This is a genomic window from Algoriphagus aestuariicola, from assembly GCF_017254835.1.
GTDB lineage: Bacteria > Bacteroidota > Bacteroidia > Cytophagales > Cyclobacteriaceae > Algoriphagus > Algoriphagus aestuariicola.
Genome location: NZ_JAFKCW010000005.1, coordinates 18488 through 33938, shown reverse-complemented (window position 1 = coordinate 33938; position 15451 = coordinate 18488). Strand labels below are relative to the sequence as shown.

The window sequence follows — 15451 nt, the reverse complement described above, 5'->3', positions numbered from 1 at the left end:
GTTCCTTAGAATGTAACATTTAAGCCTACGGTGTAAGAGCGGCTTCTTGGGAAAGAAGAATAATCCACTCCAGGAGTCAAGGAAGCGTAGGAACTGCTTCTCGAGGTGCTTACTTCCGGGTCATAGCCAGAATAATCCGTCCAAATCGCCAGGTTGTTTCCCGTGCCGTAGATCCGCAGCTGGGAGAGCCCGATCTTGGAGATCAGATCCGTGGGGAAAGAGTAGCCCAAAGTCAGGACGTTGAGTCGGATGAAGGACCCGTCCTCTACCGCCCAGTCGGAGATCACCGCTCCGGCGATGCCAAAGCTATTGTGCGACCACATGGTTTTGCCAGCGTTCATCTCATCCAACTGCTGCAAGTCTGTCACCACCTCACCCGCAGTGCCGGTGTAGCTTCCATCGACGTCGATGTAGGTGTAGCGATTGTCAGAATTCATAGTGGTCAGCAAGTTTCCGTAGGTCACTCTTCGGAATTGGTTGTACTGGATCTTGCCAGTGTTGTACACCTGGTTTCCATATTGATAGTTGAAGAACACCTGTGCGTCAAAGCCCTTGAAGCGGGCATTCACGCCAAACCCACCCTGATTCTTGGGCAGCGCATTGCCGATTACCTTGCGGTCATCCGCATTGATGACTCCGTCGCCGTTGAGATCCTTTAGCTTCCAGTAGCCCGGACGGATGTTGGTATTGCCGACGGCAGCGCCTGAATTTGGCACGCCTTCCTTCAATAGATACTGGCCGGTGACGGCATTGTATTCTTGGAAGTCGTCCGCAGTGTAGAATCCATCAGAGACATAGCCGTAGATATCGCCAAGTTTCCCTCCCACTCTCAGGTAGTAGTCGTTGATGTTGTTGAGGTCGGTGCTGGCCCAGTTAGACTGGAAGAAGCGCTCGTTGGTGCCGTCCAGCTCCTCGATCCTGGCGACGTTGATGCCGGTATTGAAGTTGATGGACAGGGAGAAGTCACCCTTGTCTACTAGATAGGCTTGGATCCCGAGCTCCACCCCTTTGTTTGAGGTACTGCCGATGTTGTCCCACTGGGTACTGAAGCCGGTATTTGCCGGGATAGCGGATTGCAGGAGCAGGTCTCGCGTGGTGTTGTAGTAGGCGTCAAAAGTTCCAGCGATCTTGGCTTTCCACAGGGTAAAGTCCAAACCGATATTTCTGTTGATGGTCGTCTCCCAAACCAAATCCGGATTGTAGAGTACGGAGCTTGCTGGGGTGTAATAGGCGTTGTCCACATTGCCAAATCCTGGCCCACGGTTGGTAGAACCTTGGAAGAGGAATTGCGTCGCAGAAGCGTCGATTCGGTCATTTCCGGTTTCGCCTATACTCGCACGGAGCTTCAGCTCGTCAAACACCCTGGAGTCTTTCATGAAATTTTCCTCTGAAATCTTCCATCCCACGGCGACTGCAGGGAAAATACCGACTCTGTTTTCCTCCGAAAAGCGGGAGGAAGCATCCGATCTCACGGTTGCGGTGAGGAGATACCGGTCCTTGAATTGGTAGTTGGCTCTGCCAAAAAGGGAAAATCTATTGATGTCGGTATCGTCCGAAGTCTCGAAACGATCCACGCGCCCGAAGGTCATATTGGCAAAAAGCTCCTCGGGTGTGATGGAAAGCCTGAAATCCTCCGAACGGACCATTTGGTAGTTTCCACCGGTAGAGTAAACTTCCTGGCCCAGCAATACGTCGAGACTATGATCTTTGCCCAGTCTATTCACCTTCCAATTGACACTGTTCAGCCAGCGATAGGAATCGGAGTTGCGGTTAGTCTTCACACCCAGCGGCATGCTACCCCCATTGTTGAAAGACTCTCCAGTCAGCGGGCCGTAAAATCTGAGTTCCTCGCGAAAAGTCTTGGAAGAGTTGAAGGTGGACTTAAAATCCACGCCTTTTGCGACTTTCCAGTTCAGGCCAATATTGAATACATAATCATTGTCTGTTCTTTTTCTCCAGTCCTGCTCAGCGAGTTCTACTGGACTCACCATGCTCAGCAAGAAAGACTGGTAGTCGTCCTCTGAGTTCACCTGGGTCAGGTCGATGTCCAGCTCGTCTGCGATCCCATTGGTAGGTCGGGTCTGGACCGCATCTTTGATGTTGATCTGGGCATTGCCGGAAGTCCCAGCACCGTCTACCACTGTATTGGTGATTCTGGCACCTGCATCCACACTCAACTTTTTGGACAGCTCCTGGTTCAACTTGAAATTGATCACATTTCGCTTGTAGCCCGAATTCAGCATCAAGCCCTCATCCGTATTGTTGGTCAAGCTGAGCATAATCTTGGTCTTGTCGGTCCCACCGGACACGGATAGGTTGTGGTATTGCGAAAGCTTGGGATCCCCGAAAAGCTCGTCCTGCCAGTCGGCAGTTGGCTTTTGCCTGTAGAGCTCCAAGTCATCGTACACCCCAAAATACTTTTCAAATCGATCCACGTCAGACTGTGAACGGAGCTTGGCGTACTCGTAGTTGGCCATCACGTACTCGTAGGAGTCGAGCACTTTGTATTTCCTGTTTTTTGGAAGGCTCTTAAACTGGAAGAAGTTGTTGTATGACACCGATACTCGCCCTGCCACAGGAGCCTTGGTAGTGACCACGATTACGCCATTTGATGCCTGAGCGCCGTAAATGGCTGTCGCCGCAGCATCTTTCAGTACCGAAATACTTTCGATGTCCGAAGGCGGAATGTCACGGATGCTGCTTACAATAAATCCGTCAACTACGTAGAGTGGCGCATTATCTTGGGTAATTGAGCCACCGCCACGAACGCGAATGACCACTTCCGCATCCGGCGAGCCATCTGTTGTCAACACATTGACACCGGGAAGACGTCCTGTTATAGCCTGAGCCGCACTTGCCACCGGAATCCTCGCTAGTTCCCGGCCCGACATGGATGCCACCGACCCTGTAAGGTCAGTACGCTTCACAGTGCCGTACCCAAAATCCACGACCTCGACAGTCTCCAGCTGAGAGATATCCAACTGAAGCTCGACATCGACCTTCGTCCTTGCGGCTACAGGAATTTCCTGTGTGACCATGCCTATCATGGAATAAACCAGCGTCCCGTTGGGGTCGCTGATTGTGAGCGTGTAGGAGCCATCGATGTCGGTCACGGTGCCGACAGTGGTTCCTTTGAGCAAAACGTATGCACCCGGCAATACTTCGCCCTCTTCACTGGTTACCACCCCGGAGACTTTCAGTTGCTGTGCTTCAGCCCAGCCTACCGAAATCCCCATCACGAGCAGAAGACCCAAAATGAGTTTGGTAAAATTCATTGCAAATTCTAGAGGTTATAGGTGTTTATTGAAATTGATTTCTGCGGGAGTCCGGGGAGGACTAGAGGTCTGCTGGAGTCAAGGAGAACTCCCACGCCAGAACAAGAAGAGGAGAGAAATAGGCATGTGTCTTTGGGTTTAATGTACATCCAACTTTTTCAAATTAGATATCGATTTAGGCAATCGATTGCATAATAGTGACAAGTACGGAAACCGTCAAGATTTTTTTCAATTTATTTCATAAAATTCCACGAAATAGCCCAAATACGGGTTAGATATTCTTCAGATTCGAAGGAGTACAGGCTTTAGTATGGTATTTTCGACGCTTATCAATAACAAATGCACAATCGATTACATGACTCTTTGTCGAGCTCAAAAAATCTCCTTCAGGAAGCTGGTGATCAGGTCTACCGTAGGTTCAAACCAAGGCTGATATAGCCAAAACGGATGTGGGGTATCTGGGAGTGTGTGGATTTCGACCGAAACCCCAGCCTTTCTCAGCTTTTCCGCAAGCTCATCTCGTCCGGCGTGGAAGCGGGGGTACTGGCTATTGATAAAAAGCATGGGAACCCAAGTCGGGTTCTTTAAGTAAGCAGGGGAGGCCTCTTCCCAGATTTCGGGAATCTGCTCGTAATGCCCGCCGAGCCATTCGGCAGCGACTTTGCTTTCTAGCGACTCCGGATGATGGAAAGCCAAGATGCCGTCCATATTGATGACAGCTTGCACTCGAGAACTTGGCGAAAGATCACTATTTCCTTCATGGACGGACAGACTGGAAAGTCCCATTAAGGAGGCCAGCTGCGCTCCGGCCGAACTACCAGATATAGCTATTCGGCTACTGTCCACCCCAAATTCAGACGCATGGGCCTTGATCCAGCGAACCGCCTCCTTCAGATCCTGCACTGCCGCCGGATATTGGGCTTCGGGAGAAAGCCTATACTCAACTGGCACTGCTACAAAACCACGCTCAGCCAGGCGTATAGCCAGGGATCGTTGCAGGATTTTGTCCCCAGACTTCCAACCTCCACCATGCACCAAGAGGACCGTGGGAAGTGTCTTTTCAATAATTTTCGGCTTGAAAACGTCCAGCTTTAAGCTTCTATCCCAGAGCCTTTTATAGACTTTGTTTTCGAGCATTTCGATCCCCGGCCTTACAGCCAACTGCACTGGCATGATCTGGGGAAAGCTCTTCTTGTCTTTCTGATAAGAGGCTTCGAGGTTAAAGGACGAGTCTTTTTCGTAACCATACCAGCGGTTGCCGTAGAAGTCCGCGTCGCGACCGAGACCAGAGAGGACGGATGCCTTTTGATACTTTTCCAAGTCATTTGGATCAAGCAAGTAGGTCCAGTCGGCCCGATTGTCTGGGCCTGATCCAGGCCCTTGGCTTTGCAGCTCCGCATAAAACACCGTGGACTTTGTTGCCTCCCGCCCCCAATCATGCCAGCCGATGGGAAGAATATGCTCCCCCATTTCTGTCATGACAAAAACAGTTTTCGCAAAATCACGCCATGGACGCCCCAAGTAGACTTTTCCCACACCATCGTCTGCAGTCAATTTGCAATCCATAAAGACGAAGCCATGGCTCGCCCACTGGGGAGTAGAAGCTGCGGTGATGTAGGAATCTGCTTTGGAATGGATGGTGCAATTCTCGAAGAATGCGGTCGCCGAGCCAAAGATAAAGTCCGTCGTACCCTCGATGTAGCAATTTTTGTACAGCTGCCTCGAGCCTTCGCCCGAAGCAAGCATCGTGTCTTGATTGCCGAGAAACCGGCAGTTTTCGAACACCAAGCGGTCACCTTCGGCATGCAGGGCCACTGCCTGCCCAACCGGCCCTGCGGTATTTTGGATCGTTAGATTTTTGAAAATCAGATCGCTCCCCAAGACCTTCAGGGTGTAGGTTTCAAAGGTTCCCATGTTGTCCTTGGCCGCATAATCATCCAAGCTGATGATGGTATTACCGGGATCCTCGCCCCAAAAAGTGACATGCGTAATCTGACCTGGAATCACCAGCTTTTCTCGGTATATACCCGGCTTGATATGGACGGTGATCGGCTTGGGAAGGTACACGCGGACGGCTTTGATCGCCTCTGAAATAGTCCGAAAGTGTCCGCTTCCATCCTGGGCTACGACCAAGTCATGCTCGACTTTTCCCTTTAGCTTTTCTGCGTCCAATGCCTCGATAGGCTTTTGCTGCGCAAAAGAAACCACAACAGATAAAACCAGCGGAATCATTAAAAACAAGTGTGCAAATGGCTTCATATTTTCAGATTCGTATCAAAAAACATAGACTACCCCAAGCCACACTAAACTCAAACTTTGGCGATTCTTCGGTCATCTGTCTTACGTCATCCGCCATTACTACTTCAACTCCTTCATTCCCTCCATCACCAACTTCGCAACTTGCTTCGCTCCTTCTGTCACAAAGTGGGTATTGTCCGTCTTTCCCTCCGGATAGTTTGGGTACTGACCCGGCTCTAGATTCATGAAGTAGTTTTTGGCGGAAAACTCTTCCCCCTTTGTCTGAAACAACGCCATAGAGCTCATCGTCAAATCGATCATCCGTACCCCGAGCTCTTCGGAGACCTCCACCGCGGCGGTATAGTAGTCGCCATGTGCATTTTCCAACTTCCCATCTTTCCAAGGAAAGTTTCTTGATACCGGGGTGATCACAATCGGAATTGCACCCTTTTCGCGACTTTGGTTGACGTACAGTCGGATAAACTCCTTGTAAGCCTCGGGAGTCACGTAGCGCAAGGGCCGCTCCAGGGTCGCGTCGTTATGCCCAAACTGGATCATTACCAAGTCCCCCGGCATTAGGTCCTGATATACTTTCGCCCATCTCCCCTCTTCGAAAAAGGAACGGGTGCTACGTCCGCCAATGGCCCGATTGTCCACCAGCACGGAATCGGTCTGGATCAAAGCCCCCAGAGCATCGACAGTTTCGGCATCAAAGAGTTCCTGAAAAAACTGACCCCAGCCCGACAAAGGGTACATGGAGGTCAGATAATCTTCCCGATACTTGTCGTAATCCATCATGGTGGAGTCGCCGATAAGGTAAATTTTGGTGACCTTTTCCTGAATCATAAAAGCCATTGTGCCCACACAAAGCAGGAGCATCACAGCCAGTGTCAAAAACTTTTTTCGGGCAACTTTCATAACCGATTTAGTTCAATTCCTGCATTCCCTCAAGCACCAACTGGGCCACAGCTTTGGCTCCCTCGGGCAGAAAGTGCGTATTGTCCTTGCTTCCCTCAGGGTAATTGGGATAGACGCCCGGCTCGAAATTCATGAAGTAATGTACGGAGACGTAGTCCTGTCCCTTTTCCGTAAAGGCATCCATCGAGCGCTGCGTCAAGTCGATCAGAAAAGCATCGAGTTCCTTGGCTACATCCACCGCCGCGGTGTGATATTCTCCGTGCACATTTCCCAGCTTCCCGTCCTTCCAGGGATAGTTTCGATTGACTGGCGTGAGTACGATAGGGATGGCTCCTTTCTCCCGGGTTTGGGTCACAAAAAGCCGAATGTACTCCTTGTATCCCTCCGTCGCTACATAACGCTCGGTCTTATCCTTTGCGGCATCGTTGTGCCCAAACTGCATGAGCACCAGATCACCCGGCCGCAAGTCCCGGTACACGGCAGACCATCTTCCCTCCTCGAAAAAGGTACGCGTACTGCGGCCTCCCCTAGCCCGATCGTCCACTAGTACCGAATCTGTTTGGATCAGGTGCTTAAGCGAAGAGATGGAGGCTGGGTCGAAAAGCTCCTGAAAAACCTGGCCCCAACCCATTAGCGGGTAGCGCTTGTTTAGGTAGTCTTCCCCTTCGTAGGTGGAATAATCCGCCATCGTGGAGTCGCCGATGAGGTAAATGGTGGTGACATCCCGCGGGGAAATAAACGCCGACGTGACCAGCACCAGCACGGTCAACAATAAGTTGAATCTGTTTTTTCTTAGGAAATGCATCAGGTAAAGCTCAGGGTTTTAGATAAGGAACCAGCTCAGGCAACTCCCGCTTCAACTCCTCCACCGCCAAATCGGCAACTTTGAAAGCTCCGGTTGGACTCAGGTGCGTATTGTCTTCGACTCCTTTTGGAAATTTATCATAGTCTCCGGGCTTGAAATGCAGGAAAAGCTCCTTGGATTTCTCAACACCGAACTGCTCGATCACGGCAACGGTCTTGCCATGGAGATCAAAGATCGGAACGTCCAGCTGCGTGGCAACCTCGCGAACGACCTCCGAGTAGCGTCCATGCGTATCGGTTAAGTTGCCGTTTTCGTCAAAACTCCTTCGGGAAATCGGCGTGGCCAAGACGGGCTTTCCTCCCTTGGCGCGCACCTCGTCGACAAACCGGGTCAGATTGTCCCGATACGTCGAATCGGCAAAAGCATAGCGGTCGGCGGAGTTGATTTTTTGGTCATTGTGCCCAAACTCGATGATAACATAGTCGCCAGCCTTAAGTCGCTCCATCACCGTGTCCCAGCGCCCTTCTGCGCGAAAACTCTTCGTACTGCGTCCGTTCATCGCGTGGTTTTCGAAACGAACACCTTCCTTAAAATAGAGCGGAAAAACCTGCCCCCAGCCTTTTTCCGGATTGCTACCCGTGTAGGGCTTGTCTGCCATGGTGGAGTCCCCGACGAGGAAAACAGTGATTTCCCCTCCTGTGGATTTCCAAAAAAGCAGCATCGCAGATACCGCCAAACTCAGCAAAAAGACCTTCATGTTACTTCAGTTTTACCTCGCTGTCCAGCCCTTTTCCTACAGAGATTTTCGCGCGATCGGAAAAATCCTTATGGTCCAAGTTTATATTCGAAGACTTGCCGAGGACTTTTACTGCAGGACCGTCATTTTCCCCAAAGGCAAACTTCTCTACAGTGACGTTTTGGCTGTTGTAGATCGTCAGCGGAGTGTCCTCGGAGATCACTTTCACATTGATCAGTTGCAAGCCATCCGCGTCTATTGCGGTGATGCCTTTCTTAGCCTCTAAAACGGCATTTTCCAGCACCACGTTTTCCAGCTTCATCTCCGGCAGTCCCATAAAAGAAGCGGAAATCTCGGAATCGGTCACGGTGATGTTCTTCATCCAGATATTTCTGAAAACGGGAGTCTCCTCCGTCACCGGAACGAGGTTTTCCTGTCTGGCTTCGTCATCTGCGCTTTGGTCTTCCTCAATCACCGGACTGTTGCCGGTGTAGAACATGTTGAATCCTATGGCCTCGGTCGGAATGTTAATCATATCGATATCAGAGATCCAGATATTTTCCACCACTCCCCCACGGCCTCGGGTGCTCTTGAAGCGCAATCCGATATCGGTACCAATAAAGGTACAGGCGGAAACATGCATGTTTTTCACTCCACTCGACATCTCACTGCCTACAGTGACGCCCCCGTGTCCGTGATAGACGATGTTGTTTTTGATGATCACATTTTCGGTGGGGACGGCTCGCTCTCTACCGTCCTTATCCTTGCCAGATTTGATGCAGATCGCGTCGTCACCCACGTCAAAGGTGTTGTTGTAGATCAGTGCATTTTTGCAGGATTCGAGATCAAGTCCATCGCCATTTTGGGAATACCAGGGATTGCGAACATTCAGGTTGCGGATGATCACGTCTTCGGACATGAGCGGGTGGATGTTCCAAGCGGGTGAGTTTTGAAAGGTAGGCCCGTCCAAAAGTACACGCTTACTTTCGCGGATACTTACCATCACAGGACGGAGAAAATCCTTCATTTTTTCCAACTGTGCCCGGTCTTTGGTATCAGGCACGTTGAAGGAAGAACTCGCTTTGTATCCATCCAGAAAGGATTGGGATGGATACCAGTTGGAGCCTTCGACGATGCCGCCGGACTTCACCAGCTTTTTCCACTGATCTTCCGTCATCTTGCCTTTTTTCACAGATCTCCATGCATCGCCGCTACCATCGATGGTTCCTTTGCCAGTGATCGCTATGTTTTCGACCTGGTAGGCATTGATGGGAGAAAGGCACCGGACTGTATTCAGACCCTCAAAACTGGTCTCCACCAGCGGGTAGTCGTCTTTGTCCCGGGAGAAAATGATCAACGCACCGTCATCCAAGTGCAGGTTGACGTTGCTGAGCAAGGTAATCGGACCAGTGAGCCAAATGCCACGCGGGACGATGACCTTGCCTCCGCCTTTTTGGTTTACCTCCTCGATGGCCGACTTGAACGCCTCTGAGTTTTTGATCAAACCATTGCCCACTGCGCCATAGTCAGCGATGCTTTTGGAGAAATTTGGGAAACTCGTCTCCTTGACCTTCGGCATGTCAAATTCGATTCCTTCGTAGACTTCTTGATCAGAAATCTGGGCAAAAACCGGCATTGCCAGCACCGCCATCACCAGCGCCAAAACCATTTTCAAATTGTGTAGTCTCATATTTTGGGTATGCTTAGTTGTGTTGTTTCAATTTATTTTTAAGGTGAAGCGAAGTCGAGTTATTGTCAGGCTGAGCGGAGTCGATGCCCTACTGATCAAATTCCCGAAACCACCCTTCGAATTCGCGAAATCCGACTTCCTAACCTCCTACTTCCCTACCCTAAACCAATCCACATCGGCAAAGCCACTATCGTTGGTCTGGGTGGTACGCGTGGCGAAAAGGCCGACCTTGGCGCCTATCCACTTTCCGGGAACCGCCGTGAAGGTTTCGCCTATCGTGGTAAATTTCTTTCCGTCCTCGGAATAGGAAAAGCTGCAAATTCCACCTTTTCCCACTTTCACCCGAAACTGTATCTCATTCCCTTCCAATTTCGCGATTAGCTTTTTGGATTCTGTCTTGCCGTGTTCGGCGTCTAGACAGGAGACGTAGTTCAGATAGATTCCCTCTTCCCCGCTCTCCAAAGCCAGATAAGCATAGCTCATCCCCATCACAATCAGTCCGACCTGCTCGCCTATCAGTTTGGGGTTTGGGGTAAATTTCAAGGAAGTTGTTGTTGTGAATACCTCTGCGGGAAACTTCTGCAATAGCAGATTGGGTGCATCCCAGAGGTTTTTGGCTCCTTCGGGTAGCTTTGCGGTGAAAAGTCTCAGCTTTCCATCGGCAGGGTTGGCAAAGGCCCAAGTCGCCTCAGGATTTGCCTGCCACTGCCACTGCAGGCCTATATCATCGCCCTCAAACTCATCCGAGTCAGCTGGCGTGGCTATTTGCGCTTTGACACCCACTTTCGGTTTCTTGTATTTTAATACCGGCTGGCCCGTGGCGTCTCCGTCGGGATCTTCACCCATGGTCGGCCAGTCGGTTTTCCATACCATAGGCTGTAGGTGCGTGATACGCCCATAAGCCTCCACATCCTGGAAATGCACAAACCAATCTTCACCCTGATCGGTATCTATCCAAGCCCCTTGATGTGGGCCATTGATCGGCGTCTCGCCTTGAGCTAGGGAAATATGCTCCTCGTAGCGCCCATAGGGATTTTTGGACCTCAGAATCAGTTGCCAGCCGGTCGCCACTCCGCCCGCGGGTGCGAAGATGTAGTAATATCCGTTCCGCTTATAAAACTTCGTGCCCTCCACTGTCGGATGGGCATCGTGACCATCGAACACCATTATTCCGGAGCCCATTGTTTTGGTTCCTTCCCAGTTCATGGGCTTGACCACGAGAACGCTCTTGATCCCTGCTCTACTGCCTGCAAACGCATGAGAGAGATAAGCCTTGCCGTCCTCATCCCAAAGCGGACAGGGATCGATCAGGCCCGTTCCGGCCTCCACGAGGACCGGCTCCTCCCACGCGTCAAGCGGATCTTTGGTTTTCACCATGTAAATCCCAAAATCCGGATCTCCCCAATAGATGTAAAATTCACCTTCGTGGTAGCGTATGGACGGCGCCCACACACCATTTCCATGCTGGGGCTTGGAGAAATGATTCAGCGGCACCTGCCTGGGCAGCGCATAGTTCACCAGCGTCCAGTTGACCAGGTCCTTGGAATGCAGAATCGGAAGGCCCGGCGTCGCGTTGAAGCTGGAGGCGGTCATGTAAAAATCCTCCCCTACGCGCACCACGTCCGGATCGGAGTAGTCTGCATGCAGAATGGGATTGATGTAAGTACCGTCGCCCTGGTCGGCTACCCAAACCTTGGATATTTGTTGATTTTGTTGGGCAAAGCTGTTTTGGGAAACGGCCATCACTGCAACCACCATCGCAGTGTATTTGATTGTACTAAACTTCACTTTTTACTTGTTGTATTTTTCTATTATCACCAAAGGATTCCATTGGTCTGCCCCTGACAAAACATTCTGAACGGTATATTTTTCCGCTTCCTCTGCAGAAAGCTGATGCGACCAAGCTACCCGAGTAGGCGGAGAAGCACCTTCTCCTTTTGACTCAAATTCCGCATAAAAGGCCGTCTGCTCTGCTTGAGGCTTGCTCCAGTTGTGCCAGCCCTCTGGCTTGATATGCGAACCCATTTCTGTATTGATAAAGGCTGTTTTTGCAAAATCACGCCAAGGTCTGCCGAGGTAGACAGAGTGCTCCGGAGAATCCCCTGTCAGTTTGCAGTCCAAGAAAACGAAGCCAAAGGGGGTTCCCTCGTTGGTTGATGCAGCGGTCACATAGCCGCTGGGCGCTTTGGAAAATATCTCGCAATGATCGAATACCGCGGTGGACCAACCGAAGATGAAATCCACTGTCCCCTCGATGTAGCAATCTTTGTAATACTGCCTACTGCGATCCCCTTGTGGATAGAGCGTGTCTTGGAATCCCAAAAAGCGGCAGTTTTCGAAGACTACTTTATCTCCAGTCACCCTCACGGCAACCGCTTGGCCGACAGGGCCTGCGGAGTTTTCGAAGGTGATGTTTTTTGCAAAAAAGCCGTCCCCGAACACGAAGAAGCTGGAAGAGCCCGTAGTGCCCATTTCCTCCCCAAACTTGTTTTTCCTCTGGGCAAAATCGTCGAAGGTCACGATGGTGGTCTTCGGATTTTCACCGATCAACACCACATTCGTCTTGGAATTGGCCAAAACCAGCTTTTCCTTGTAGACGCCCGGCTTGAGCTGGATCCGGGTTTCGTTTTTGCGAAAGTCCGGCACCGCATCAAAAGCCTCTTGGATGGTCGCAAAGTCTCCCGAACCGTCTTTGGCCACGACAAAATCAAAATCCTGGCTTTGTGCAAGCATGGACAGCAGGCACAAAGTCAGTACTGAAAGGATTCGCTTCATGGTTTACTTATTTAACTCCTCATATTGCAAGGAAGCCAGGATGAAGGGCCCTACGCCCTTGGGGTCATTTTCCCGGATCACCTCGCCCACATAATACTCATAGCTGCCGTCGCGATAGGGATTGCCGCCCAGACCAGCGACGCCGCAGATCTTGGTCAGCGTGAGGCTGCCATCCGGATTCTCCACGACAAATTCCTTGAGTAATCCTTCATAAGCCTTTTGCCCGTTTTTGAGATCTTCCGCATCGAGATAGCCCTTAGCGTGTCCCTTGAGCAAGAAGTAGGTAAACATGGACGAAGCCGAAGCTTCCAGGTAATTCCCTTCGCGCGTGCCTTGGTCCACTACCTGATACCATACACCTTCGGAGCTTTGGTAGCGGGCGATTCCTTTGGCCAGCTTTTGCGCTACGGCAATGATTTCCGAACGCTTCGGATGGTTTTCCGGCAGGAAGTCCAACACGTCGACTATCGCCATCGCGTACCAGCCAATGCTTCTACCCCAATAGTTGGTCGAAAGTCCCGTAGCTGGATCGGCCCACTTCTGGGACTTACTTTCATCGTAGGCATGGTGATAAAGTCCGGTTTCCTCACTGTAGCCATATTTGTCCATGGTTAAGATCTGGTTTGCCACGTCGTCAAAGAGCGCTGGCTCGTCGAAAGTCGCCGCATACTGCGCCAGGAATGGCGAACCCATGTAGAGGCCATCGAGCCACATCTGGTGGGGATAGACTTTCTTGTGCCAAAAACCACCCTCCGAGTTGCGGGGATGCTCACGCATCTGGTCGCGGAGTTCCTCGACCGCCAGCTTGTATTTTTCCTCCTTGGTCTCGGTATAAAGGTTAATCAAAAACTTCCCTCCATTAACCCGGTCGATGTTGTAGTCGGTCTTTTTGTAGGTGAGGATATTTCCCGCCGAGTCGACCATGAAGTCCGCAAACTTCTTAGTGTAGTCGAAAAAGCGCGCCTCGCCGTACTGCTTGCTGACCGCCTGCATGGAACTCATGATGAGGCCGTGGGTGTATTCCCACTTGGGCTTTTGGTTAAAATCTATGGTCCAGCCTTCGGGGTTTCGGGCGATTTCCGAATCGGCCATCCGAATGGAATATTTTTTCTCTTGCCGGGTCGGAACCTCCGCTTGTTCTTCCGCCGGAGACTTGGAGTTACAGGAACAAATGCCCAAGACCAAGGGGATCAGGAAAAGTCGGGCTATCGAGGAGGGCTTATTCATGGGAATCGTTTTTTTTTTAATGAGAATACCGAGGCCTACTTGCTGGCAAGCCTCGGCTTTGTTTCACAGTTGAATGATTAGAAATATCCTTCGTTTTGCGTAAACTCAGACTTGTTGGTGATTGCGTCCAATTGCTGCTGTGGAATAGGCCTCAAGTTATGAAAAGCCTGAATATTGGGAGCGGCATCGGGATTGTGCGCTTTCACGCGATCCACGAGCTTTCCAGTACGCTTAAGATCAAACCAACGGATCTGTTCCCCGGCAAACTCACGGGCTTTTTCATCCAAGATCAAGTCGATGGTAAGCGCATCCGCAGCTACCTCCATGTCGGCCTCATGCCCGGGATAGGCAGCCCTTCTTCGCACAGCGTTGAAATATTCTACCGCTTGGCCTACATTTCCCAGATTGAGCTCTGCCTCTGCCACGATCATGTACATCTCCGCCAATCGGATAACGAAAGCGTCGCGCTGTCCTTGCTGCTGAGCGACTGTAGCGCGATTGGGCTCGAGGAATTTCCTCAGCGAGATGTAGCGATCCCTCACTCTTGGAAGCCCATTTTCATCGTAGGTTCTGTTTCGGTCGATGACTGTGTAGGGCAAAGCGTCCTTCTGGGCATTGGTCAGCGGATACTTGGTGGCAAAAATCGCCGTATCGCCTGCTGCAAAAGTCACAGATTTCGTCTCGGTGCCTGAGGTCAAAGGAAGGTTGTAAGTACCCGGGCGATTGCTATACCATACCGTCTGAAAGGTGGCATGGTAACGGCTGTCGATTTCCTCGTCAAAGAGATCCAGAAGAAAGGTAGTCGGCATAAAGCGGGCAAAGGGACGGCCATTGGCGATATCCCTAGACATACCCGGAAGCTGATCATAGGTCATCAGGTAGAAAAGATGAGTGTTGTTGCCTCCGTCCCGGATCAGGATGTCCCCGCTTGGAGACTCCAGTTCTCTGTTCAAGATCAGGTCAGCCGTGAAGTTTACAATCCAAATCGCCTCGGAATTGCGTACATTGTTGATATCCCACAGCGCTGCATAGGATTCTTCCAACTCAAACCCATAGGATTCGATTACTTTCTTCGCCAAGCGAGAAGCTTCTGCATGGTTGCCGCGCGTCAAGTGCATGCGTGCGGCAAAGGCCTCTGCCGCGGGCTTGGTCACCCTTCCGTACTGCTCGCTGACCTCCGGCAAGTTGTCCATCGCAAACTGGAGATCCTCGAAGATCTGTCGATAAAACTCATCAACTGGAGTTCGGGTGGCGGTGGTCTGTACCTCAGTCACTTCCTCCAGCGAAAGATGTACTCCGCCCCAAGTCTCCACGATATGCCATAGGTAAAATGCCCGAAGGAAACGTACTTCGGCCAGTCGCAGCGTCTTTTGCGACTCGGTCAAAGGTGACTCGGGTAGTCTACCTACCGCGGCATTGGTGGCATTGAGGGCGGAATAGAGCCTAGTCCAATAGAAATTGATCTGTCCATTTTGACCGTTGAGGTCCGCGTTGTACAGTGCCAAAGGCGGATTTTCCATCCCATTGGCTCGCGTAAAGATGTCCGTTCCCATCTCGGAAAGCGTGATGCCATGTTCCTTGCCATACCAAAACCTCATCGGCGTATAGCAGGAGTTGACCAAAGCTTCAATCCCTTCCGCCGTGACATAGTAGCCATCGGCAGTCAGCCCAGTCTTGTTGTCTTCTTCCAAGAATCCTTCGCAGGAGACTAGGCCTGCGGAAAGACTCAGAGCCAAAATGATATTTCCTATTTTTTTCATGGTTTTCGATTTTTTGGGTTATTGAGG

10 protein-coding genes are annotated in these 15451 nt (G+C 51.0%); all 10 read right to left on the bottom strand.

What is annotated here, in order from left to right:
• Positions 1-5 precede the first annotated feature (5 nt).
• Positions 6-3275 (bottom strand): SusC/RagA family TonB-linked outer membrane protein, encoded by a 3270-nt coding sequence (locus J0A67_RS19455; RefSeq protein ID WP_206571063.1) that lies wholly within the window; start codon positions 3273-3275, stop codon positions 6-8.
• A gap of 372 nt (positions 3276-3647) precedes the next feature.
• Complete coding sequence (locus J0A67_RS19450; protein ID WP_206571062.1) at positions 3648-5534, bottom strand: pectinesterase family protein; 1887 nt, start codon at positions 5532-5534, stop codon at positions 3648-3650.
• A gap of 99 nt (positions 5535-5633) precedes the next feature.
• Positions 5634-6431 carry a rhamnogalacturonan acetylesterase gene (locus tag J0A67_RS19445; protein ID WP_206571061.1) on the bottom strand — a complete coding sequence of 266 codons (798 nt, stop codon included), beginning with the start codon at positions 6429-6431 and terminating at the stop codon, positions 5634-5636.
• Positions 6432-6438: 7 nt separating this feature from the next.
• Positions 6439-7236 (bottom strand): rhamnogalacturonan acetylesterase, encoded by a 798-nt coding sequence (locus tag J0A67_RS19440; protein ID WP_206571060.1) that lies wholly within the window; start codon positions 7234-7236, stop codon positions 6439-6441.
• Positions 7237-7246: 10 nt separating this feature from the next.
• The gene (locus tag J0A67_RS19435) at positions 7247-7993 is read right to left on the bottom strand and encodes a rhamnogalacturonan acetylesterase (RefSeq protein ID WP_206571059.1); all 747 of its coding nucleotides are present in this window, start codon (positions 7991-7993) and stop codon (positions 7247-7249) included.
• 1 nt (position 7994) lies between these two features.
• A complete protein-coding gene (locus J0A67_RS19430; protein WP_241265285.1) occupies positions 7995-9623 on the bottom strand; it encodes a glycoside hydrolase family 28 protein in 1629 nt (542 codons plus the stop codon).
• 186 nt (positions 9624-9809) lie between these two features.
• Entirely contained in the window at positions 9810-11420 is a 1611-nt protein-coding gene (locus J0A67_RS19425; protein WP_206571398.1) for a glycoside hydrolase family 43 protein, read from the bottom strand.
• Between the two features lie 33 nt (positions 11421-11453).
• Positions 11454-12437, bottom strand: coding sequence for a pectinesterase family protein (locus J0A67_RS19420; RefSeq protein WP_206571057.1), 984 nt, complete (start codon positions 12435-12437; stop codon positions 11454-11456).
• Between the two features lie 3 nt (positions 12438-12440).
• Complete coding sequence (locus J0A67_RS19415; protein ID WP_206571056.1) at positions 12441-13664, bottom strand: glycoside hydrolase family 88/105 protein; 1224 nt, start codon at positions 13662-13664, stop codon at positions 12441-12443.
• 77 nt (positions 13665-13741) lie between these two features.
• Entirely contained in the window at positions 13742-15424 is a 1683-nt protein-coding gene (locus tag J0A67_RS19410) for a RagB/SusD family nutrient uptake outer membrane protein (protein WP_206571055.1), read from the bottom strand.
• Positions 15425-15451 lie beyond the last annotated feature (27 nt).